General features: G+C 72.6%; 25 protein-coding genes. 6 read left to right on the top strand and 19 right to left on the bottom strand.

Annotation, left to right across the window (positions count from 1 at the left end; genetic code table 11):
- Positions 1 to 361: 361 nt before the first annotated feature.
- Positions 362 to 1,066 (top strand): alpha/beta hydrolase-fold protein, encoded by a 705-nt coding sequence (locus ABD832_RS14390; RefSeq protein WP_344894264.1) that lies wholly within the window; start codon positions 362 to 364, stop codon positions 1,064 to 1,066.
- A gap of 84 nt (positions 1,067 to 1,150) precedes the next feature.
- Here ABD832_RS14390 and ABD832_RS14385 read toward each other — a convergent pair whose 3' ends face one another.
- From ABD832_RS14385 to ABD832_RS14340, 10 genes are all read right to left on the bottom strand, one after another.
- Positions 1,151 to 1,345, bottom strand: a complete 195-nt coding sequence (locus tag ABD832_RS14385; RefSeq protein WP_344894261.1) for a hypothetical protein — start codon at positions 1,343 to 1,345, stop codon at positions 1,151 to 1,153.
- A 191-nt stretch (positions 1,346 to 1,536) separates the two neighbouring features.
- Complete coding sequence (locus tag ABD832_RS14380) at positions 1,537 to 1,803, bottom strand: acylphosphatase (protein WP_344894258.1); 267 nt, start codon at positions 1,801 to 1,803, stop codon at positions 1,537 to 1,539.
- A 161-nt stretch (positions 1,804 to 1,964) separates the two neighbouring features.
- The gene (mutM, locus tag ABD832_RS14375) at positions 1,965 to 2,831 is read right to left on the bottom strand and encodes a bifunctional DNA-formamidopyrimidine glycosylase/DNA-(apurinic or apyrimidinic site) lyase (RefSeq protein WP_344894255.1); all 867 of its coding nucleotides are present in this window, start codon (positions 2,829 to 2,831) and stop codon (positions 1,965 to 1,967) included.
- Positions 2,832 to 2,853: 22 nt separating this feature from the next.
- Complete coding sequence (rnc, locus tag ABD832_RS14370) at positions 2,854 to 3,585, bottom strand: ribonuclease III (RefSeq protein ID WP_344894252.1); 732 nt, start codon at positions 3,583 to 3,585, stop codon at positions 2,854 to 2,856.
- A gap of 229 nt (positions 3,586 to 3,814) precedes the next feature.
- Complete coding sequence (gene rpmF / locus ABD832_RS14365) at positions 3,815 to 3,994, bottom strand: 50S ribosomal protein L32 (protein ID WP_012894381.1); 180 nt, start codon at positions 3,992 to 3,994, stop codon at positions 3,815 to 3,817.
- Position 3,995: 1 nt separating this feature from the next.
- Positions 3,996 to 4,550: a YceD family protein gene (locus tag ABD832_RS14360; RefSeq protein ID WP_344894249.1), complete on the bottom strand. Its 555-nt coding sequence runs from the start codon at positions 4,548 to 4,550 to the stop codon at positions 3,996 to 3,998.
- Positions 4,551 to 4,616: 66 nt separating this feature from the next.
- The gene (gene coaD, locus ABD832_RS14355; protein WP_344894246.1) at positions 4,617 to 5,093 is read right to left on the bottom strand and encodes a pantetheine-phosphate adenylyltransferase; all 477 of its coding nucleotides are present in this window, start codon (positions 5,091 to 5,093) and stop codon (positions 4,617 to 4,619) included.
- Positions 5,094 to 5,108: 15 nt separating this feature from the next.
- Entirely contained in the window at positions 5,109 to 5,783 is a 675-nt protein-coding gene (locus ABD832_RS14350; RefSeq protein WP_344894243.1) for an RsmD family RNA methyltransferase, read from the bottom strand.
- 608 nt (positions 5,784 to 6,391) lie between these two features.
- Positions 6,392 to 8,563, bottom strand: coding sequence for an ATP-dependent DNA helicase RecG (recG, locus tag ABD832_RS14345; RefSeq protein WP_344894240.1), 2,172 nt, complete (start codon positions 8,561 to 8,563; stop codon positions 6,392 to 6,394).
- Between the two features lie 46 nt (positions 8,564 to 8,609).
- Positions 8,610 to 10,259 (bottom strand): DAK2 domain-containing protein, encoded by a 1,650-nt coding sequence (locus ABD832_RS14340; protein WP_344894238.1) that lies wholly within the window; start codon positions 10,257 to 10,259, stop codon positions 8,610 to 8,612.
- A gap of 473 nt (positions 10,260 to 10,732) precedes the next feature.
- Here ABD832_RS14340 and rpmB point away from each other — a divergent pair, with 473 nt between their 5' ends.
- The gene (gene rpmB / locus ABD832_RS14335; protein WP_012894387.1) at positions 10,733 to 10,918 is read left to right on the top strand and encodes a 50S ribosomal protein L28; all 186 of its coding nucleotides are present in this window, start codon (positions 10,733 to 10,735) and stop codon (positions 10,916 to 10,918) included.
- Between the two features lie 192 nt (positions 10,919 to 11,110).
- On the opposite strand, the gene thiD is transcribed toward rpmB, so the two are convergent.
- The 3 genes from thiD to ABD832_RS14320 all read right to left on the bottom strand — a co-directional run bounded on the left by thiD (position 11,111) and on the right by ABD832_RS14320 (position 14,131).
- Positions 11,111 to 11,911, bottom strand: coding sequence for a bifunctional hydroxymethylpyrimidine kinase/phosphomethylpyrimidine kinase (thiD, locus tag ABD832_RS14330; protein ID WP_344894233.1), 801 nt, complete (start codon positions 11,909 to 11,911; stop codon positions 11,111 to 11,113).
- Positions 11,912 to 11,948: 37 nt separating this feature from the next.
- Complete coding sequence (locus tag ABD832_RS14325) at positions 11,949 to 12,905, bottom strand: hypothetical protein (protein WP_344894230.1); 957 nt, start codon at positions 12,903 to 12,905, stop codon at positions 11,949 to 11,951.
- Between the two features lie 224 nt (positions 12,906 to 13,129).
- Entirely contained in the window at positions 13,130 to 14,131 is a 1,002-nt protein-coding gene (locus ABD832_RS14320) for a thiamine-phosphate kinase (RefSeq protein WP_344894227.1), read from the bottom strand.
- Positions 14,132 to 14,182: 51 nt separating this feature from the next.
- Here ABD832_RS14320 and ABD832_RS14315 point away from each other — a divergent pair, with 51 nt between their 5' ends.
- Both ABD832_RS14315 and ABD832_RS14310 read left to right on the top strand, forming a co-directional pair.
- On the top strand, positions 14,183 to 14,416 hold the full coding sequence (locus ABD832_RS14315) for an Lrp/AsnC ligand binding domain-containing protein (protein WP_344894224.1): 234 nt from the start codon (positions 14,183 to 14,185) through the stop codon (positions 14,414 to 14,416).
- A gap of 15 nt (positions 14,417 to 14,431) precedes the next feature.
- Complete coding sequence (locus tag ABD832_RS14310) at positions 14,432 to 14,869, top strand: DUF3515 family protein (protein WP_344894222.1); 438 nt, start codon at positions 14,432 to 14,434, stop codon at positions 14,867 to 14,869.
- Between the two features lie 74 nt (positions 14,870 to 14,943).
- On the opposite strand, the gene ABD832_RS14305 is transcribed toward ABD832_RS14310, so the two are convergent.
- From ABD832_RS14305 to ABD832_RS14295, 3 genes are all read right to left on the bottom strand, one after another.
- Entirely contained in the window at positions 14,944 to 16,053 is a 1,110-nt protein-coding gene (locus ABD832_RS14305) for a D-alanine--D-alanine ligase family protein (protein WP_344894219.1), read from the bottom strand.
- 270 nt (positions 16,054 to 16,323) lie between these two features.
- Positions 16,324 to 17,334, bottom strand: a complete 1,011-nt coding sequence (locus ABD832_RS14300) for an NAD(P)H-dependent glycerol-3-phosphate dehydrogenase (protein ID WP_344894216.1) — start codon at positions 17,332 to 17,334, stop codon at positions 16,324 to 16,326.
- Between the two features lie 20 nt (positions 17,335 to 17,354).
- A complete protein-coding gene (locus ABD832_RS14295) occupies positions 17,355 to 18,068 on the bottom strand; it encodes a lysophospholipid acyltransferase family protein (RefSeq protein ID WP_344894213.1) in 714 nt (237 codons plus the stop codon).
- A 91-nt stretch (positions 18,069 to 18,159) separates the two neighbouring features.
- Between ABD832_RS14295 and cofC the strand changes: the two genes are divergently transcribed.
- Positions 18,160 to 18,819 carry a 2-phospho-L-lactate guanylyltransferase gene (gene cofC / locus ABD832_RS14290; RefSeq protein WP_344894210.1) on the top strand — a complete coding sequence of 220 codons (660 nt, stop codon included), beginning with the start codon at positions 18,160 to 18,162 and terminating at the stop codon, positions 18,817 to 18,819.
- A gap of 9 nt (positions 18,820 to 18,828) precedes the next feature.
- Positions 18,829 to 19,050, top strand: coding sequence for a hypothetical protein (locus ABD832_RS14285; RefSeq protein ID WP_344894207.1), 222 nt, complete (start codon positions 18,829 to 18,831; stop codon positions 19,048 to 19,050).
- Positions 19,051 to 19,255: 205 nt separating this feature from the next.
- Here the strand turns inward: ABD832_RS14285 and ABD832_RS14280 are convergent, their stop codons facing one another.
- The 3 genes from ABD832_RS14280 to leuD form a co-directional block, all read right to left on the bottom strand.
- Positions 19,256 to 19,555, bottom strand: a complete 300-nt coding sequence (locus ABD832_RS14280; protein ID WP_344894205.1) for an HU family DNA-binding protein — start codon at positions 19,553 to 19,555, stop codon at positions 19,256 to 19,258.
- Positions 19,556 to 19,718: 163 nt separating this feature from the next.
- On the bottom strand, positions 19,719 to 19,973 hold the full coding sequence (locus tag ABD832_RS14275) for an SCO5555 family protein (RefSeq protein ID WP_344894202.1): 255 nt from the start codon (positions 19,971 to 19,973) through the stop codon (positions 19,719 to 19,721).
- The gene (gene leuD, locus ABD832_RS14270) at positions 19,952 to 20,539 is read right to left on the bottom strand and encodes a 3-isopropylmalate dehydratase small subunit (protein WP_344894200.1); all 588 of its coding nucleotides are present in this window, start codon (positions 20,537 to 20,539) and stop codon (positions 19,952 to 19,954) included. The genes ABD832_RS14275 and leuD overlap by 22 nt, the downstream gene beginning before the upstream one ends.
- Positions 20,540 to 20,548 lie beyond the last annotated feature (9 nt).

Genomic DNA, 20,548 nt, shown 5'->3' with positions numbered 1-20,548 from the left:
GGCACGCCCTGCCCCCGGCCGCCCTCCGGTGACGACGGGCGCGTCCTTTCCCGTCAGCCCGCGGCTCCGTTCACGCGGGGAAGACTACCGTTCTTCACCCCCGCCCGCCCGCGCACCGCCTATGGTGCCCTGCATGGACGCGGAACGCGGTGAGAGCGAGGCTCCGTCACACCCGTCGAGGTCACACCCTGCGAGGTCGCACCCGTCGAGGCCGTGCCCGCCGAGACCGGGGCAGTCGAGGCCGGGGCCGTCCGGGGACGGACCGGCGGGCTCCCGGCCCCGCGAGTCCGGCGACCCGTCACCCGCGGACGGGACACGAGGGCCGGGACGGCGCGCCTTCCTGGCCGGGGGCGGGCTGACCGTGCTCGCCCTGGGCGCCGCCGCGCTGGCGGCCGGTCCGGACGGCATCCGGAGCGCGTACGCCCAGATCGTCTGCGGGGCGCTGCCCCGGCCTCCGGTGACGTCGCCTGGAACGATCCAGCGCAGCCGCGTGGACCGGCGGCGGGTGATCGTGGGGTTGCCTCCGGGGGCGCAGGACGGGCTCCCCGTCGTGGTCATGCTGCACGGGGCCGCGGGCAACGCGCGCACGCCGTTCGGCGTCTACGCCGTCCACCGCTACCTGGCCGCGGGCGGCGGCCGGTTCGCGGTCGCCTCGATCGACGACTGGCCCTCCGCCGACATCCCGGGGTCGCTGCTGCCGTACCTGGCCTCGAACGGGATGGACACCGCGAAGATCGGCCTGATGGGGTGGTCCTCGGGAGGGGCCGGGGCGCTGAGACTGGCCGCCGAGCTCGGTCCCGAGCAGGTGGGGGCGGTCGTGGCGGCGTCGCCCGCGGTGAGCGCGGCTCAGGCCCCGCTGCGCGAGCTGGTGGACATCCCGGTCTGGCTGGGGTGCGGCGAGCGCGACCCGTGGGCCCGGCAGACCCAGACCATGCTCAAGGCCCTCAAGGCGCTGGGCGCCACGGCCGAGGGCGGGATCGCCGACGGGTGCCAGGACACGGCCTACCGCCGCCGGGTGTTACCCGAGCAGCTGACCTTCCTGGCACGGCATATAGCACGCACATGACCTAAATAAGGCTTATGTGCCGTCATATGACAAGGGACGCCCCATCGAGGCGTCCCTGGACTGTGTGTTCCGCCCCGGCCCCCGTTAGGTGAGAGCCGGCTCGCGATCCTGCAGACGGTTGAACTCCTCGTCGCGACTGCCTGCCGCGAGTTCGTCGTTCTGGGCCTGGAGCCGGGTGAGCTCTCCCTCCAGATCACGGATGCGCTGCTGAAGACGACGCATTTCCGAGACCATCCGAGGGTCGGGACCGCCGACGTGGCCGAGTAGAGCCTTCGCCATAGTAAAGGGTCCTCCACGCTGAGTGACCAGACTGGTTCGCGCACTTCTTTGCCGCGGGAGGGGTGCGCGTGGTTCTTTATCAAGAGTCGCACCGGTGAGGGAGACGGTCAAGTTGAACGCTCCGGATGGATGCACCGATGGGCACTCTCGACGGTCAAATATACCTTATTTTGGGTGGTTTAGGGAAGTGGTCAGCGCTCGACGAAACCCTCTGGACTACCTTTGGGCTCACTCCACCGCTCGACCACCACGTCCACCCGCCCGGGCGTGTCGCCGCCCCGCAGGAGTCCCAGCAGGTCCTCGCACGCTCGGCGCGTCCCCTGGGCGACCACCTCGACCCGGCCGTCCGCGGTGTTGCGTGCCCAGCCGGTCAGGCCGAGCTCCAGCGCGCGGGACCGCGTCCACCAGCGGAAACCCACCCCCTGCACGCGCCCCCGGACCCAGGCCGTGAGCCGCACCCGCCGGGCGCCCTCCGGGCCGGCCCCGGGCGTGTCGCCATCGGGGGCATCGGTTTCAGGGACGCCGGTTTCGGGCGTGTCGCCCTCATGAGCGTTGATACCGGGCATACCGGCCTCGGACGCCCGGGTCACGGCGGCCTCCCGGGCGGCTCCGGTACCCGTCACCGCGGGACCCTTCTGGGCCGGGGCTGGCAGCGGGGGCAGCTGTAGGAGGAGCGGTTCATGAACGCCTCGCGGACGATCGGCGCGCCGCACCGGGAACAGGGCAGGTCACGCCTGCCGTAGACGGCCAGGGACCGGTCGAAGTAGCCGCTCTCACCGTTGACGTTCACGTACAGGCTGTCGAAGGAGGTGCCGCCCTCGGCGAGCGCGGCGGTCATCACCTGCCGGGCCGCCGCCAGCAGTTCGGCGATCTTCGGCCTGGTCAGCGTCCCGGTGGGGCGGGCACCGTGCAGCCTGGCCCGCCACAGGGCCTCGTCGGCGTAGATGTTGCCGACCCCGCTGATCAGCGACTGGTCCAGCAGCGCCCGCTTGATCTCGGTCTGCCGCAGCCGGAGCCGCCGGGCGAACCCCTCGTCGTCGAAGTGCTCCTCGAACGGGTCGGCCGCGATGTGCGCGATCGGCTCGGGCACCGTCCGGCCTCCCGAGTGCGCCATCGGGGTCACCAGCACGTGACCGAAGGTCCGCTGGTCGACGAAGCGCAGCTCGGGGCCGCCGTCGGTGAAGGAGATCCGGACCCGCAGGTGCCTCTCCGACGGCGAACCGGGCTCGGTGACCAGGAGCTGGCCGCTCATCCCCAGGTGCGCCAGGATCGCGTCGGTCCCGTCCAGGGGCAGCCACAGGTACTTGCCCCGGCGTTCGGCGACCCCGACGGTACGGCCCTTGAGCCGGAAGGAGAACTCCTCGGCGCCGGGAAGATGGCGCCTGATCGCCCTGGGGTGGAGCACTTCGGCGTGGGCGACCACCCGCCCGGAGACCCATCGCTCCAGGCCCCGGCGGACCACCTCGACCTCGGGCAGCTCAGGCATGTGCCCCTCCTCCGGCGGCGGATCAGCCGACGTCGCGTCGTTCCCGGTCCTGGCGGATCCGATTCCAGGCCGCTTCGGCGGCCTGCTGCTCCGCCTCCTTCTTCGAACGCCCCGACCCCGCGCCGTATGCCTCCCCGCCCACCCGCACGACCGCGGTGAAGGACTTGGCGTGGTCGGGCCCGCTCTCCTCGACGTGGTACTCGGGCACGCCGAGCGACTCCGAGGCGGTGAGCTCCTGCAGCGAGGTCTTCCAGTCGAGCCCGGCACCGAGCGAGGCCGAACGGGTGATGAGCGGGTCGAACAGCAGGTGGACGACGCGGAACGCCTCCTCCAGGCCCCTGTTCACGTAGATCGCGCCGATCAGCGCCTCGAGGGTGTCGGCCAGGATCGAGGACTTGTCGCGGCCCCCGGTGCCCTCCTCGCCCCGGCCCAGGCGCAGGAAACGGCCCAGGCCCAGCGAGCGGGCCACGTCGGCCAGGGCACGCATGTTGACCACCGCGGCCCTGAGCTTGGCCAGCTGCCCCTCGGGCAGGTCGGGGTGGTTGCGGTAGAGGGTGTCGGTGACGACCAGGCCCAGCACCGAGTCGCCCAGGAACTCCAGGCGCTCGTTGGTGGGCAGGCCACCGTTCTCGTACGCGTAGGAGCGGTGCGTCAGCGCCCGCTCCAGGATGGCGACGTCCAGGTGGACCGCCAGAAGGCGCTCCAGCTCGTCCTTGACGGACTCGACGGCAACCGGTTTCACACTCGTGGCCATGACTTCTCCTCGCACGTTCTGTCATCGAATGCGCGATGGCGAAGCAATGAAGGAGAAAGTGCCCGAAGACCCCGAAGACGTGGTGGGCGCCGGGAAAGTGGGTACGCGTTCTACCGCGAACCCCGGCGTCCACCACAGCCGCGGGCGGACCGCCATCGCAGGGGTGAGGACGGTGACACCGGCCGGGACCCCGTGAGGGCCCGGCCGGCGGCCGTCGGTCAGAGTGCGATCAGGCGGAGGGCTCGATCACCTGACGGCGGTTGTACGTGCCGCAGGTCGGGCATGCCACGTGCGGACGCTTCGGCGAGCGGCACTGGGGGCAGCTCACGAGCGAAACCGCGGCGGCCTTCCACTGCGACCTGCGGGAGCGAGTGTTGCTCCGCGACATCTTGCGCTTTGGGACAGCCACGTCAGCTCTCCTGATCGTTGTTATGTTCCGGAACCAGGCCCTGCAGCTTGGCCCAGCGGGCGTCGATGACTTCGTGGCCGTGGTCGGGCTCGGCGTCCGCCAGCCTGACCCCGCACTCCACACAGAGCCCGGCGCAGTCCTCACTGCAGACCGGGCTCAGCGGAAGCGTGAGCACGACCGCGTCGCGAAACGCGGGTTCGAGATCGAGAAGTTCACCGACGAGAAGCGAGTCACCCTCGGCAGCATCCTCTGCCGAGTAGAAGAACAGCTCCTGGAACTCCACCTCGGTGTGCGAGGTGACCGGTTCCAGGCAGCGTGCGCACTCCCCCCGCAGCGGGGATTGCGCAGTGCCCGTGACGAGCACACCCTCCATGACCGCCTCAAGCCGGATCTCCAGCTCGACGTCGGCGTCCTTGGGGACGCCGATCATGTCGACGCCGATGTCCGCCGGTGCCGGGAGAACGAGACTCATCCGGCGCATCGACCCTGGCCGTCGCCCCAGGTCATGGGTCGAGATCACCCATGGGGCTCGGGGGTCAAGGTTGCGCTGGTTCATTTCACTCTCATTAGGCATGGCGCATCACCGCCGTCGTGCAAGGCCGAAACAAGAGAATACCAGTGCCTAGCCCCTGAGCCGTTCGACCAGGAGTTCCTGCACGAGGTCCGGGACGAGCCCGGCCACGCTGCCGCCGTACTTGACGATCTCCTTGATGCGGCTGGAGGACAGGAAGGAGACCTCGGGACCGGTGGCCATGAACAGGGTCTCCACCCCCGACATCCGGTAGTTGAGCTGGGCCATCTGGAGCTCGTAGTCGAAGTCGCTGACCGCGCGCAGGCCCTTGACGATGGCGGGGATCTCCTGCTGCCTGCAGTAGTCGACCAGCAGGCCGTGGAACTTGTCCACACGGACGTTCCCGTACTCCTTGGTGACCGTCTGGAGCGTCTGGATGCGCTCCTCCACCGTGAAGAGGCTCTTCTTCTCGATGTTGATCAGCACCGCCACGACGACTTCGTCGTACTGCCGGGAGGCCCGGCCGATGATGTCCAGATGACCGTTCGTGACGGGATCGAACGATCCCGGACAGACAACGCGACGCAAGGTGGACCCCCTGCTCTAAGGATTCCCGGAGGCGCGACCGTACCAAACGGACGCTTCGCCATAACGACGGACCCTCTCCTGTTCGTACCCGTCCGGCCAGACGAGGTCGCCGCCCCGGCTCTCCCGCTCCACCGCGACCAGCGCGTCCGGCGCCAGCCAGCCCCGGTCGCGCAGCAGCTCCAGCACCGTCCGCACCTCCTGCTCCCCCAGCGCGTACGGGGGATCGGCGAGGACGAGGTCGTACGCGCGCACGGCGCCCCCCGGGCCGCCCCCGGCGTCACCCCGCGCCTCCCCCGGCACGCTCCTCAGCGCGTGCCCCGGTGCGTGCCCCGGTGCGCCGGGACTCTGCCCCGCCCCGGGACCCCTGGCCAGCAGGCGCTCCACGCGGTCGGCGGCGACCCGGGCCCCGTCCAGGCCCAGCGACGCGACGTTCTGCCTGATCGTGCGCACCGCCCGGGCTTCGGACTCCACGAGCAGCACGTGATCGGCCCCCCGGGAGAGCGCCTCCAGCCCGAGCGCGCCCGAGCCCGCGTACAGGTCGAGCACCGCGCAGCCCTCCAGCGGCCCGATCAGCGACCCCACCGTGGAGAAGATCCCCTCCCTGGCCCGGTCGCTCGTGGGGCGGGTCCCCCGCCCCGGCGGGACGGCCAGCCGCCGCCCCCCTGCGCTTCCCGCGATGACTCGGCTCACCCCGTCATCCTCTCAGCGCGCCGCGCGCCCCGCCCCCGCCGATCCGGGCCCCGGACGCCGTCCACCCGGCCCGCGACCGGTGCCCCAGGCGGCGCGTACGCAGCCCGGCGTGTCGCGACGCATCACATAACCGCAGGTCAAAAGGGTCCTGGCAGGTGATCTAGGTCAAGAGTGGGCAAGGAGTGGCGACGAAAGCGCAAGGGTCGTTCCGTCCGGTGCCCGTCCCTTGCATGATGTTTCCTGCGGCCTCCAAGTGACCCAGGGGGAGGCCGACCGGCGTGATCGTGAGCCCTTCCGCACGCCGGTGCTCTCGGCACCTGACCCGGGAGTGGGCCCAGGCGGGGACGGCATTCGGGGGGAGGCCGTCCCCGCAGTTGGGCCCTTCGGCCCGGAGCGGGCACGAGACCCCCGCAGGCACGAGACGCCCCGGACCGCGAGGCGGCGAGGACACGCGAGGCCCCGCGAAGGCGCGAGACTCCCCGGGCACACGAGACGCCGCGAACGCGCGGGACGGCGCGGCACCCGCGAGACGTCCCGGACACCCATGGCACCCGAGGCATCCGAGGCGCCCGGAACACCAAGAACGCCCGGGACGCCCGGGACGGGCCTCACGCCTTCTCCAGGTACTCGGCGCGCTCGTCCGCGAGGAGCCTGTCGATCTCGGCGCGGAGCACCGGATGGCCCGCCAGCTCCGGATCCGCCTCCAGCATGGCCTCGGCGTCCAGGCGCGCGGCGTGGATGACGTCCTCGTCGCGCAGCAGCTCCAGCATCTTCAGCGACGATCTGCGCCCCGACTGGGCCACCCCGAGCACATCACCCTCCCTGCGCTGTTCCAGGTCCACACGGGACAGCTCGAAGCCGTCCAGGGTGGAGGCCACCGCGTCCAGCCGCGCACGGGCGGGGGTGCCGCCCGGCGCGTCGGTCACCAGCAGGCACAGGCCGGGCAGCCCGCCCCGCCCGACCCGGCCGCGGAGCTGGTGGAGCTGGGACACGCCGAACCGGTCGGCGTCCATGATGACCATGACCGAGGAGTTCGGGACGTCGACGCCGACCTCGATGACCGTGGTCGCCACCAGGACGTCGATCTCCCCCCGGGTGAAGGCCCTCATCACCGCGTCCTTGTCCTCCGGCGGGAGCTTGCCGTGCAGCGCCTCGACGCGCAGCCCCTCCAGCGGGCCCGCCGACAGGGTCTCGGCCACCTCCAGCACCGCCAGCGGCGGCCTGCGCTCGTCGTCGGCCTTGGACATGTCGCCCTCGTCGCCCTCCAGGTCGCCGATGCGCGGGCAGACCACGTACGCCTGGCGGCCCAGCCCGATCTCCTCGCGCAGCCGCGTCCAGGCCCGGTCGAGGAAGTGCGGCTTCTCCGCCGCGGGGACCACGTGCGTGGTGATCGGGGCACGCCCCGAGGGCAGCTGGGAGAGCGTGGAGACGGTGAGGTCGCCGAAGACCGTCATCGCGACCGTGCGCGGGATGGGCGTGGCCGTCATGACCAGCACGTGCGGCCGCCCGCCCCCGGCCTTCTCCCGCAGGGCGTCGCGCTGCTCCACGCCGAACCGGTGCTGCTCGTCCACCACGACCAGGCCGAGGTCGGCGAACTGGACGCGCTCCTGCAGGACGGCGTGGGTGCCGACGACGATGCCGGCCGTGCCCGAGGCGGCGTCGAGCATGGCCGAGCGGCGGGCCGCGGCGCCCAGCGAGCCGGTCAGCAGGGCGACCGCGGTGCCGCCGAACATGCCGCCCCCCGCCAGGTCGCCGAGCATGGCCGAGATCGACCGGTGGTGCTGCTGGGCGAGCACCTCGGTGGGGGCCAGCAGCACGGCCTGCCCCCCGGCGTCGACCACCTGGAGCATCGCCCGCAGCGCCACGACGGTCTTGCCCGCGCCCACCTCGCCCTGGAGCAGCCGGTGCATGGGGTGCGGCAGGGCCAGGTCGGCGGCGATCTCCTCGCCCACCTCGCGCTGGCCCTCGGTGAGCTCGAACGGCAGCCGCCCGTCGAACTCGGCGAGCAGCCCGCCCTCGATCGCGGGCCGGGGCGTGGCGGGCCAGGCGGCCGCCGCCATCTTGCGCTGCAGCAGCACCGCCTGGAGCACGAACGCCTCGTCGAACCTGAGCCGCTTGCGGGCCCTGCCCACGTCGGCGTGGTCGCGGGGCCGGTGGATCGCCAGCAGCGCGTCCGACAGGCCGGGCAGCCGGTGCCGGGCCCGCAGGGCGGCCGGGAGCGGGTCGTCCAGCTCGCCCAGGGTGTCGAGGACGACGCCCAGCGCCCTGCGGATCGCCCAGGGCGTCACGTCCTTGCCCGCCGGGTAGATCGGCACGAGCGCGGCGGCGAACTCCTCGGCCCCGGTCTCGTTCTCCTCGATCATCTCGAACTCGGGGTGGGACAGCTGCCACTTGCGCTTCTCGCCCTGGCCGAAGGCGCCGACCTTGCCGGCGAACATGCCCCGCCTGCCCGGCCGCAGCCGCGTCTCGGCGATGTGCGAGGTCTTGCCGAAGAACGACAGGTAGATCTTGCTGCCGCGGGCGTCGGCCACCTCGACCTCCAGCCAGGTGCCGCCCTTGTTCCGCATCGGCCTGCGCATGGCCCTGGTGACCTCGCCGACCACGGTGACGTGCTCGTCGACCTGCAGGTCGACGAGGTCGGTCAGCTCGCCCCGCTCGGCGTAGCGGCGCGGGTAGTGCCGCAGCAGGTCGCCGACGGTGCGCAGATCGAGAACGCTCTCCAGCAGCTTGGCCGTCCTGGGGTCCAGCGCCTTCGCCAGCGGCTCGTCGAAGCTCGTCACCCGAGTTTTCTACCGTGCCGCGGCGACAGAATTCACCTCGCCCGGCTCACTCCACCCCGATGAGCAGCGGATAGCCGCCCTGCCCGCCCTCGTAGCGCACCACCTCGACGTCCGGCCTGACGGTGGCCAGGTACTCCTCCACCGCGCGGGCCGGCTCCCCGCAGGCACCGACGCCCTCCAGGAGGGTGACCAGCTCGCTGCCCGAGGACACCAGCCGGCGGGCCACCTCCAGGGCGGTGCCGGTCAGGTCCGCGCCGATCACCGCGGCCTCCCCGTCGACCACCCCCAGGACGTCGCCGGGGACGACCAGGCCCGCGCTGGTCATCACCTCGCGGTCGGCCGCCCAGACGTGCCCGTGGCGGGTGTGCGCGGCGGCCTCGGTCATGGCCACCACGTCGTCGTCGAACCGGCGCAGCGGGTCGTGCACGGCCAGCGCCGACAGTCCCTGCACCGAGGCCCTGGTCGGGATCACCCCGACCGTCAGGCCCTCCTCCCTGGCGATCTCCGCGGCGGCCATCGCGACCTCGCGGACCCCGCTGTCGTTGGGCAGGACCACGACCTGCGACCCGGCCTTCCTGATCGCGGCCAGCACCGCCGCCAGCGACGGGGTCGAACCGGGCTCCCGGCGTACGACCACGGCCCCCGCCTCCTCGAACACCGCGGCCAGCCCGGGCCCGGCGGCCACCGCCACCACGCCCCGCCCCCCGGTGACCGGATGGGTCCTGCCGTGGCCGGACAGGTACGTCACCGTGATCCGGTGGGGCCGTCCCAGCCGCAGGGCCGCCTCGATCGCGGCGCCCGCGTCGTCGACGTGGACGTGCACGTTCCACAGCCCGTCACCGCCCACGACCACGACCGAGTCGCCGAGCGCGTCGAGCTCCGCGCGCAGCGCCGCGACCTCGGCCTCCCCGGCGTCCAGCAGGTACATCACCTCGTATCCGAAGTGGCCGGCATCACCGGGACCCCCGGCCCGGCCGGGTCCCTCGCCCGTCCCCCCGGCGCTCCGCTCCCCCTGCGGGGCCGGGGCGGGACGCCGGGCCGGGGCGGGGATGTCCACCCGCCCGGTGTAGGAGTCGGTGACGACGGCGGCGAGGCTCTCCAGGATGACCGTCAGCCCGGCGGCCCCGGCGTCGACCACCCCGCTGCGGGCCAGGACCTCCAGCTGCTCCGGGGTACGGCGCAGCGCGGAGCGCGCCTCCCGTGCCGCGCTCCGCGCGACCGAGGCCAGGTCGGGGCAGGGGCGCCCGGTGTCCGCGGGAGCGCCGCGTACCGCCGAGGCCACGGCCGTCAGGACGCTCAGGATCGTGCCCTCGACCGGCCTGGACACCGCGGCGCGGGCCAGCTCGGCGGCCCTCACCAGGCCGCGTCCGAGATCGAGGCCGTCCCCCGGGGCCTTTCCGAGCACCTCGGCGAGGCCGCGCAGCGCCTGGCTGACGATCACCCCGGAGTTGCCCCGGGCACCGAGCAGCGCCCCCTGCGCGAGCGTCTGCCAGGTGAGGGCCGCGTCCGCGTCGCCGGGCAGCCCGTCGAGCGCCTCCGCCGCCGAGAGCATGGTCAGGTGCAGGTTGGTGCCGGTGTCGCCGTCGGGCACCGGGAAGACGTTGAGGGCGTCGATCTCCTCGCGTCCCCTGCCCAGCGTCTCCGCGGCCAGCCGCGACCACCTGCGGACCGCGGGCGGGTCGAGAACCTGCAGCACTCCTGACCTCCTGATCCCGGCCGCGACCGCACCGCCGCCCTGTGGCGCCACCGTGGCGGCCCGGCCGCGCCCGTGCGACACGGCCGTACGAGCCGGTACGGGCCGCGGGGGGCACGGACCGGACCCGCCCCGGGCACGGGCCCGGGCACGGACCGGATCACCGGCCGGACGCGGACCGCCCGAGCCCGTGATCGTCCCTGCCGGTGCCGACAGGCGCCGGCAGGTGCCGGTCGATGCCGACCGATACCGGCCGATGCCTGTCGGGTGCCTGACGATGCCGTCCGGGTGCGGCCCGCGATGCGCTACGGTTGCCTCCGGAGATTATCCCCGTTCGGCCGTTCACGGCGGCTCGCGTTCGCGTGCACGACCGGACATCGGATATTCTCGTATGGCCAGCCGGTCGTCCCGGCATGCCCGATGACCGCCCGGCAGTGCGGCGGATCGAGCCTCTCGACTGATCTAAGGAGCGAACCGTGGCTTCCGTTTGCGACGTTTGCGCTAAGAAGCCGACTTTCGGCAACAACGTCTCCCACTCGCACCGCCGCACCCGCCGCCGCTGGAACCCGAACATCCAGCCCGTGCGCGCAGTGGTGAACGGCACGCCGAAGCGGCTGAACGTTTGCACCTCCTGCATCAAGGCGGGCAAGGTCACCCGCTAGCCGGACCTTCACGAAGCCCGCCGTCCCGCACCGGGACGGCGGGCTTCGTCGTTCCCTGTGCTCCGCGGGCCGGTGAGACCGGACCACGGGACGGCGGCGGGACCGGGCCGCGGGCCGGCCGTGACGTCCGGGGCCCGGAGCCCTTCACCCGGCCCGCGGAGCCCTTCACCCGGGCTCCGGGCCGCGGGGACGTCAGGCGGGACGCAGCCGCCAGGCGTGGTCCACCGGGCCGATGCCCGACCCCAGGGCGAAGCCGTGCGCGATCGCGCCGGTGACGTACGCCTTGGCCTTCTCCACCGCGCCGGGCACGTCCTCGCCCAGCGCCAGGTGGGAGGCGATCGCCGAGGCCAGGGTGCAGCCGGTGCCGTGGGTGTGCCGGTTGTCGTGGCGTTCGGCGGTGAAGCGGAACTCCCGCCTCCCGTCGGTCAGCAGGTCCACCGGGGCTCCCGGCAGGTGGCCGCCCTTGACCAGCGCCCACGCCGGGCCGAGCTCCAGCACCGCGTCGGCGGCACGGCGCAGGTCGGACTCGTCCTCGACCTTCACGCCGGTGAGCTGGAGCACCTCCCACAGGTTGGGGGTGACCACGGTGGCGACGGGCAGCAGCCGTGACCTCATCGTCTCCACCGCCTCGGGGGCCAGCAGGGAGTCGCCGTGCTTGGAGACGCCGACCGGGTCGACCACCACGGGCACGTCCAGCCCCGCCAGCAGCCCGGCGACCGTCTCCACCAGCACGGGCGAGGCGAGCATGCCGGTCTTGACCGCCTGGGCGCCGATGTCGCCGAGCACCGAGTCGAGCTGAGCGCGGACCGCCTCGGCGGGCAGCTCCCAGTAACCCTGGACCCCCAGCGAGTTCTGGGCGGTCACGGCGGCGATCACGCTCATGCCGTGCACCCCGAGGGCCAGCATGGTCTTCAGGTCGGCCTGGATGCCCGCGCCGCCTCCGGAGTCGGAACCGGCGACGGTCAGGACGCGAGGGGGGGTCGAATCGGTCATGTCCCCATCCAACCAGTTCGGTTCCGAGGGCACCGGCTCAGTCGACGGAGCACTCCCCCTGGTCGCTCCGGCAGGTCCGCGGGATCTTCGCGTCCCCGTGCGCGGTGAAGGTGACCACGAGCGGCTCTCCGGCCTCCAGGCCGGCCGGGGACTCGATCACCAGGTCGTCGCCGACCTGCCGCCACCCGGCGCCTTCCAGCACGGACACCCGGCCGCTGACCGGCACGCTCACCGTGAGGTCGCCGACGTTCGCGTCGGCGGCCACCACGAGCTGGACGGTGTAGGTACGGGCCTCCTCGTCCATCAGGTCGGCGCCGACCGTGATCGCGGCGCCCCCCGCGAGCGGCGCGGGGCGCTCCGCGACCCCGCCGGTGCTGGAAACGGGGTCCGGGGCGGGCGCGGTGGTGCTCGGCACCTGCGTGGGCACCCCGGTGGGCTCCTGGCTGGGGGCCTCGTTGACCAGTGGTTCGGCGGTGGTGACCCTGGGGTCGGGCTCATCGGTGGACGACGGCCTGCGGGTGCGCGACCCGTCCTCGTCGTTCCGGGGAGCGCGGGTGGCCCTGCGCGTCGCGGTGGGCCGGGGGGCCGCGGTGACCCCGCCACCCCTGCGGGTGACGGCCGGGGTCGGGGCGGCGGTGGCCTCGTCGCCCGCCTCCGAGGGCTCCTCGGACGGCGCGGTGTCGCCGATGTCACCGGTGTCGTCGCCGGGCTCACCGGGATCGGTGGTCTCCTCGGCCGGGACGGGCCGGTTCGACGCCGCCGTGACGCATCCGGTGGCCGGGCAGTCGGCGGGCCTCTCCGAACCGGTCAGCCCGCGGACCCCGGCCACGGTCCCGCCGAGCAGCACGGCCACCGCGGCGACGGCGAGCAGCGTCTTGCCGACCCGTCCGCCGGACCTCTTCTCGTCCTCGGGCCAGGGGTCGGCAGAGCCGGACGGCTCGGACTCGGAGGTCCAGCCCGATCCCAGGAAACCCGTCCGGGGCTCGGTGACCACGGACTCCTCGGGACGGAGCCTGCGCCCGACCGGCTCGTCCCACCGGTCCTGCTCCGGAGGGGACTCCGGCCCGCGGTTACCCCGGTCCGGGGATGTCTCTTCCCCGTTTGCACCGTGGCGGCCCATACAGCCCCTTTCTCGGAGGAATCACAACCGCCCATCTTCATACCAGTTCGGTAACCGTTTGTCGCAATTTTCACAAACATCACACCAGGTGAGGAACGTCACTCCCGGAAGTGGTCCCACCCGCCACGGGCCGGGGTCATGCCGCTGACCTGCACTCCCGTCCCCTCGGCGGCCCGGCCCACCACGGTCCACCCCTCGGGCAGGCGCACCCCGGCCGGGAAGGTCGCGGCGAGCGCGTGGTCGTCCCCGCCGGAGAGCACCCACTCCAGCGGGTCGGTACCGGTCAGCCGGGCGGCCTCGCGCATCACCGCGGGGACGGTGAACGCCCCGGGGTCGAGCAGCAGCGCGATCCCGGACGCGGTGGCCACGTGACCGAGGTCCTGGAGCAGCCCGTCGCTGACGTCGAGCATGGCGGTGGCGCCGAGCACCGCGGCCTGCGGGCCGCGCGCGTAGGGCGGTTCCGGGCGGCGGTGGGCATCGACCAACTCGGCCAGCCCGACCAGCTCGGACGGCTCGGACGGCTCGATCGGTCCGGACGACCCGGCCGGTCCCGCGCCGAGCAGGGCCAGCCCGGCCGCGGCGTACCCGAGGCGGCCCGTGATCGCGACCACGTCCCCCGGCCGGGCCCCCGAGCGGGTGACCGGTGCCCGCCCGCCCAGGTCCCCCAGGGCGGTGACGGAGATGACGACGAGCTCGGAGCGGGTGATGTCGCCCCCCGCCACGCTGGCGCCGACCAGGTCGCACTCGTCGCGGAAGCCGTCGGTGAGGTCGTCCAGCCAGCCGACGGCCGCGTCGGCGGGCAGCCCCAGGCCGACCACGATGCCGGTGGGGTCGGCCCCCATGGCCACCACGTCGGACAGGTTCTGCGCCGCGGCCTTGCGGCCGATGTCGTAGCCACTGGACCAATCGAGGCGGAAGTGCCTACCCTCGAGCAGGAGGTCCGTCGTGACGACGACCCGCCCGTCGGGGGCTCTCACCACCGCGGCGTCGTCCCCGGGGCCCAGAAGTACCGTCCCGCCCTGGGACAGGCGTCCGGCAATACGTGCAACAACCCCGAATTCGCCGAGATCTCCTACTGTGATGACACACCTCCCGTTCATCACAGGGTACGGTGGCCCTTCGGCACTGATCCAATCGCCCGGGAGGTCGTGATGGTGCAGGCCTACATCCTTATTCAGACCGAGGTCGGCAAGGCCGCGAACGTGGCTCGGGAGATCTCCGTGATCTCCGGGGTCACCCAGGCCGAGGACGTCACCGGTCCGTACGACGTGATCGTGCGGGCGGAGGCGAACAACGTCGACGAGCTGGGCAAGCTCGTGGTGGCGCAGATCCAGGGCGTCGAGGGCATCACGCGTACCCTCACGTGCCCGATCGTCCACATCTGATCTGAGAGGTCCGAGGTGGCACGCCGGTTCGCCCGCCGGGCCGGGTACGTCTGCGCCCTGCTGATGCTGGCCGGGTGCGGCGGTGCCGTCCGGATCGAACCGCCCGTTCCCGAGGGTCCCGCCGTCGCGGGGTGCCGGTCGCTGGCCGAGCGGCTCCCGCGCGCGCTCGACGGGGAGGAACGGGCGGAGTCCGACCCCGTCTCGCCCTACGTCGCGGTGTGGGGGCAGGGCCGCATCGCGCTGCGCTGCGGGGTGCCGCGCCCGGTGACGATGTCGGCCACCGACCAGGTGCCCGAGCTCGACGGGGTGGCCTGGTACGCCGACCCGGCCAGGCCGACGCTCTTCACCGCGATCGGCAGGCAGGCCTACGTCGAGGTGACGATCGCGCGGGAGCACACCCCGCAGAACGTGCTCATCGACCTCGCCGCACCGATCAAGGCGGCCCTGCCCTGACGCCGCCGGCGTCCTCCCGCGCCGCGCGGCTCACAGGGCCCGCCCGACCTCCGTGAGCCCGTCCAGGAGCCCGTCTAGCGCAGTCCGGCCGGGCGGGCCAGCGCGAGCCGGATCAGCCGGTCGACCAGCTCGGCGTACGGCACCCCGGTGGCGGCCCACAGCTGCGGCGCGACCGACATCGCGGTGAAGCCCGGCATGGTGTTGATCTCGTTGACGATCAGCCGTCCGTCGGGGGTGTAGAAGAAGTCGACCCGCGACAGGCCCTCGCAGCCCAGTGCCTCGAAGGCGCGCACGGCCATCGCCCGCAGCTCCTCGGCCGTCTCCTGCGGGACGTCCGCGGGCACCGAGAGCGACATGTCGTTCCCGATGTACTTGGCCTCGAAGTCGAAGAACTCGTGGTCGCCGTGGACCAGCACCTCACCGGGCAGGCTGGCCCGGGGGGCCTCGTCGCCCGGTGACTCCAGCACCGCGCACTCGATCTCGCGGCCGACGACGGCCGCCTCCACCAGCACCTTGGGGTCGTGCTCGCGGGCGAACTCGATGGCCCGCTCCAGCTCCTCCAGGTCGGCCGCCTTGGAGATGCCCTGGCTGGACCCGGCGCGGGCGGGCTTGACGAAGACCGGCCAGCCGAGCTCCTGGACCTCCTTGAGCACCCGCTCGCGCTCGGTCCGCCAGTCGCGGTCGCGGATCGCCACGTACGGCCCCACGGGCAGCCCCGCGGCGGCGAGGATCGTCTTCATGTACGCCTTGTCCATGCCGACCGAGCTGGCCAGCACCCCGGAGCCGACGTAGCGGACCCCGGCCATCTCCAGCAGTCCCTGGATCGTGCCGTCCTCGGCGAAGGGCCCGTGCATCACGGGGAAGACGACGTCGACGTGACCGAGCTCGACGGGGATGCTGCCGGGGTCGTAGGCCACCAGCGAGCCGCCGCCCGAGGTCAGGGCCAGCGTCGCGCTCTGCGCGTCCACCACGGGCAGCTCGCCGCCCTCGATCGCGTAGCGCTGCTCCCCCGAGGCGAGCACCCACCGGCCGTCCCGCGCGATCCCGATGGGGACGACCTCGTACCTGGACCGGTCGATGACCTCCAGCACGCTTCCCGCTCCCATGATGGAGACGGCGTGCTCGGAATTGCGACCGCCGAAGAGGACGGCCACCCTCGGCAGGGGTTCGTGCTGCTCGCTCATGATGACCGAATGTACCCCCTGTTAGGGGGCAATCCAGCTGTTAGACGCGCCTATCTACTCGATGCGGGTAGGGAGCCCGCCCTCTTGGCCGTGTCCACGCCGGGCTCCTCGGCGGCCTTGGGCACATCGGGGAACACGCGTCCCGAAAAGGGACCCCCGCCCGGCGGGGAGGTTCGCCGTCCCGCGGGCGGATCCCCGGGGAAAGGGCCCGCGGTCCCGCGCGGAACCCCGTCCGTGACGAAACCAGACCTACCCGTTCCGCCGTCCCGATCACACCCCGTAGCGTTCGGGCTTGGGCGTGCGCGACATCAGGAGCACCGCGGCCTCGCTCGGGGGCATCGCGTCGTGGACCACGGCCACCACCACCTCGGTGATCGGCATCTCCACGTCGTGCTTCCTGGCCAGTTCGAGCACGGACTCGCAGGACTTCACCCCCTCGGCGGTCTGCCGGGTGGCGGCGACGACCTCGGTCAGGGTCATGCCCCGCCCGAGGTTCTCGCCGAAGGTGCGGTTGCGCGACAGCGGGGACATGCAGGTGGCGACCAGGTCGCCCATGCCCGCCAGGCCCGCGAACGTGTGCGGGTCGGCGCCGAGCGCCGCGCCCAGCCGGGAGATCTCGGCCAGCCCGCGGGTCATCAGCATCGCCCCGACGTTGTCACCGAGCCCCATCCCCACCGAGACGCCGACCGCCAGGGCGATCACGTTCTTCACGGCGCCGCCGAGCTCGACCCCCACGACGTCCGCGTTGGTGTAGGGACGGAACCAGGGCGGCACGTGGCACGCCTCCTGGAGCCGTTCCATCGCCCGCTCGTCGGTGCAGGCGACCACGGTCGCGGCCGGCTGCCCCCGGACGATCTCCCTTGCCAGGTTGGGCCCGGAGACCACGGCGACCCGTTCCCTGGGCACCTCGGCGACCTCGCAGATCACCTCGCTCATCCGCTTGGTGGTGCCCAGCTCGATGCCCTTCATCAGGCTGACCAGCACCGCCTCCGGCGGCAGGTGCGGCTTCCAGCCGAGCAGGTTCCCCCGCAGCGTCTGGGAGGGCACGGCGAGCACCACGAAGTCGGCGCCGTCGAGGGCCTCGGCGGGGTCGGTGGTGGCGCGCAGCGTCTCGGGCAGCACCGAGCCCGGCAGGTAGTCGGGGTTCTCGTGACGCAGGTCGATCGCCTCGACGACCTCCGCCCTGCGGCCCCAGATCGTCGTCCGGGTGCCCGCCTGGGCGAGGATCATCCCGAAGGTGGTTCCCCACGAGCCCGTGCCGAATACAGCCGCCTTGGTCATTTCATCACCGTACGCCGAAGTCAGTGGCCCGCAGGACGCGCCATCGGCGCGGGAGGGGGCTTCTCGCCCCGGAGTTCGGCCAGCTGGGCCGTGATGGCCGCCATGATGTCGGCGGTCGCCGCGCGCAGCACCTCCGCGCCGGGCGGCTCTCCCGCGTACCTCGACAGGTCCACCGGCGGTCCCGTCTGCACGCTGAAGGTCCTGCGGGGCAGCAGCCGGGGTCTTCTGGCGCCGTACGGCAGGATCTCCTGGACGCCCCAGTGGGCGACGGGGATCACGGTGGCGCCGGTGGCCAGCGCCAGCCGGGCGGCTCCGGTCTTGCCCTCCATGGGCCAGAAGTCCGGGTCCCGGGTGCAGGTGCCCTCGGGGTAGAACATCACGCACGCCCCCGCGGCGAGCCGCCGCCGCGACTCCTCCAGGGAGCGGGCCGCGTCCACGCTGCCCCGGTAGACCGGGATGGCCTGCATCGCCCTGACCAGGTGGCCGATCACCGGTACCGAGAACAGCCCGGACTTGGCGAGGATCACCGGCCAGCGGCCGTGGTTGTAGAGGAAGTGCGCGATCAGGATGGGGTCCAGCCAGGACAGGTGGTTGGTGACCATGATGATGCCGCCCTCGCGGGGCAGCCGGTCGCCGCGGCGCCAGTCCTTGCGGATCAGGAGCCACGAGATCGGCTTGACGATCACCACGGCGAAGGCGACCCAGAACGGGGAGGGCCATCCGGGGCGTCTCATGGGCACCTCCACGGCGACGGGGCGGGCGTCCCGTGGCATGGTAACCCTCCCCGTTCATCATCGGTGAGGCCGAGGCGGGATGCTTGGCGTCATGCCTGCTCCGGAGAACCCCGCCTGGACGCTCGTCGTCCCGGTCAAGACGCTGATCGCCGCCAAGACCCGCCTGGCGGCCGCGGCGGGCCCGCACCGGGCCGCGCTGGCCGTGGCGATCGCCTGCGACACCGTGGAGGCCGCGCTGCGCTGCGCGCTCGTCGCGCGGGTGGTCGTGGTGACCGCGGACCCGGTGCCGGCCGAGGCGCTCGCCGGGGTCGGCGCCCACGTGGTCGGCGACCCGGGGGCGGGCCTGAACGCCGCCCTGCGGCACGGCGCGGCCGAGGCGGTGCGGCTGGAGCCGGGCGGTGCCGTGGGTGCCCTCCAGGCCGACCTGCCCGCCCTGCGCCCGGCCGAGCTGGCCCGCGTGCTGGCCGCCGCGTCCGCGTTCGACCAGGCGTTCCTGCCCGACGGCGCCGAGGTCGGCACGACCTTCTACGGCGTGCGCGCGGGCGTGCCGTTCACGCCGGGGTTCGGGGGCGAGTCGCGGGCCCGTCACCTGCGGCGCGGTGCGGCCGAGCTCTCGGTGGAGGGTGTGGAGTCGGTCCGCCACGACGTGGACACCCCGGACGACCTGCGCCGGGCGCTCGTCCTGGGCGTCGGCCCCCGCACGCTGGCCGTGGCCGGGAGGATCTCGGCGACCGGGGGTGCGGAGGGTTAGGCTGGGCACGTGCAGGCGACGGTGCGCGCGTTCGATCCGGAGACCCGGTCGGGGTCGGTCTTCCTCGACGACGGCAGCGAGGTCACGTTCGGGGCGGCGGCGTTCGACGCCGGGCCGCTGCGGCTGCTGCGGTCCGGCCAGCGGGTGAACATCGTCATGGACGGCGAGGCCGTCTCCTTCATCACCCTGTCGACCTTCCCCGTTCCCGGGGTCCCGGGAGTGCCCGAATAGCCGTTCCCGCCCGGGAGAGCCCGGACGGTGCGGGAAAGCCCGGACGGACGGTCCGGGAAAACTCCGGCGGCCCGGGAAAGCCCCGGCGGCCTGGAAAGCTCCCGCGGGCGGCCCGGGAAAGCGCCGGGCACCGGCCGGTCGCGCGCCCGCGGAAAAGCCGGAAGCCCGGCCCCCACCTCGGGAGACCGGGCGTCCGGACGGAGCTCTACTTCTTCTTCGAGGCCTTCTTGCCCCCGCTGTTGACGAGCTCCTTGAAGTCCGAACCCGGCCGGAATTTGGGCCCCCAGCTCTCGGCGACCCTGATCTCGGCACCCGTCGAAGGGTTACGGGCGGTACGGGCCGGCTTGTGCACCATTTCGAACGCGCCGAACCCCGTGATCGATACCTTGTCGCCACTGGCGACGGCGGTCTGGATGGCGTCGAGCACCGCGTTCACGGCCTCGGTGGCCGTTCTCTTGTCGCCCACCCGATCCGCTATGGCGTCGACGAGTTCCTTCTTGTTCATAAGGTTGCTCCCCCTGCTTACCGATGTCCGGGAGTGGGTCATGAGGCAGAAAACCCGTCTCACCCGATTTGTCACGGCGAGGGGTCTCATCACAGATCTCTCATCGACGATCACGATGAGAAACCCCCTGCCCGCTTGAAATTAGGGGACGGAGCCGTATGACTCAATCACCTTCCGCAATGTTTCCAGTGCTTGGCGTATCTGAAACCCGGACATCAATACTGAGAAGGAACAAATCAAGACGCGCTGCGGCGTGTTCGACGTCCCGCTTGGACAGGTCGCAGATGGTCAGCAGGCGTCGCGCGAGGCGTTCGCGCTCCTTCGCGGGGACGGGCAGGGACCTGACGTGGCGGTGCGCCTCGCGCAACCGCCACGCCAGCTCGTCCTCTGGACCCGTCAGACGGTCGTCGGCAGCCATGGCTGCCGACCATTCTCGTATGCGCCTATGGCGTCGGCGTTGCGCAGGGTCAGCCCGATGTCGTCCAGGCCCTCCGTCAGCCGCCAGCGCGTGTAGTCGTCGATCTCGAACGCGACCGTCTGGGCGCCCCACCGGACCTGGCGTTCCGCCAGGTCGACGGTGATCTCCAGGGTGGGGTCGGCCTCCACCGCGGACTGCAGGTCCTCGACGACCGGCCCCGGGAGGACGACCGGGAGCAGGCCCATCTTGGTGGAGTTATTACGGAAGATGTCCCCGAACCTGGCCGCGATCACGACGCGGAAACCGTACTGCTGCAGGGCCCAGACCGCGTGCTCGCGGGAGGAGCCGGTGCCGAAGTCGGGCCCGGCGAGCAGGATCGTGGCGCCCTGGTGGGCGGGGTCGTTCAGGACGAAGTCCGGGTCCTCGCGCCAGGCGGAGAACAGGCCCTTCTCGAACCCGGTCCGGCTGACCTGCTTGAGCCAGACGGCGGGGATGATCTGGTCGGTGTCCACGTTGCTGCGGCGCAGCGGCACGGCCCGGCCGGTGTGGGTGACGAACGCTTGCATCGGAGGGCT

Source organism: Streptosporangium longisporum (assembly GCF_039534895.1).
Classification (GTDB): domain Bacteria; phylum Actinomycetota; class Actinomycetes; order Streptosporangiales; family Streptosporangiaceae; genus Streptosporangium; species Streptosporangium longisporum.
Note: the sequence above shows the minus strand (reverse complement) of the source record. Positions and strands in the feature narration are given on the sequence as shown.

Excerpts from the sequence above, each read along its gene's own strand:
- leuD (WP_344894200.1), bottom strand. The coding sequence starts at position 20,539 with ATGCAAGCGTTCGTCACCCACACCGGCCGGGCCGTGCCGCTGCGCCGC.
- ABD832_RS14315 (WP_344894224.1), top strand. The coding sequence starts at position 14,183 with ATGGTGCAGGCCTACATCCTTATTCAGACCGAGGTCGGCAAGGCCGCG.
- rnc (WP_344894252.1), bottom strand. The coding sequence starts at position 3,585 with ATGGCCACGAGTGTGAAACCGGTTGCCGTCGAGTCCGTCAAGGACGAG.
- ABD832_RS14385 (WP_344894261.1), bottom strand. The coding sequence starts at position 1,345 with ATGGCGAAGGCTCTACTCGGCCACGTCGGCGGTCCCGACCCTCGGATG.
- ABD832_RS14275 (WP_344894202.1), bottom strand. The coding sequence starts at position 19,973 with ATGGCTGCCGACGACCGTCTGACGGGTCCAGAGGACGAGCTGGCGTGG.
- ABD832_RS14300 (WP_344894216.1), bottom strand. The coding sequence starts at position 17,334 with ATGACCAAGGCGGCTGTATTCGGCACGGGCTCGTGGGGAACCACCTTC.
- ABD832_RS14360 (WP_344894249.1), bottom strand. The coding sequence starts at position 4,550 with ATGAACCAGCGCAACCTTGACCCCCGAGCCCCATGGGTGATCTCGACC.
- mutM (WP_344894255.1), bottom strand. The coding sequence starts at position 2,831 with ATGCCTGAGCTGCCCGAGGTCGAGGTGGTCCGCCGGGGCCTGGAGCGA.
- ABD832_RS14280 (WP_344894205.1), bottom strand. The coding sequence starts at position 19,555 with ATGAACAAGAAGGAACTCGTCGACGCCATAGCGGATCGGGTGGGCGAC.
- ABD832_RS14320 (WP_344894227.1), bottom strand. The coding sequence starts at position 14,131 with ATGAACGGGAGGTGTGTCATCACAGTAGGAGATCTCGGCGAATTCGGG.
- ABD832_RS14305 (WP_344894219.1), bottom strand. The coding sequence starts at position 16,053 with ATGAGCGAGCAGCACGAACCCCTGCCGAGGGTGGCCGTCCTCTTCGGC.
- thiD (WP_344894233.1), bottom strand. The coding sequence starts at position 11,911 with ATGACCGATTCGACCCCCCCTCGCGTCCTGACCGTCGCCGGTTCCGAC.
- cofC (WP_344894210.1), top strand. The coding sequence starts at position 18,160 with ATGCCTGCTCCGGAGAACCCCGCCTGGACGCTCGTCGTCCCGGTCAAG.
- ABD832_RS14295 (WP_344894213.1), bottom strand. The coding sequence starts at position 18,068 with ATGAGACGCCCCGGATGGCCCTCCCCGTTCTGGGTCGCCTTCGCCGTG.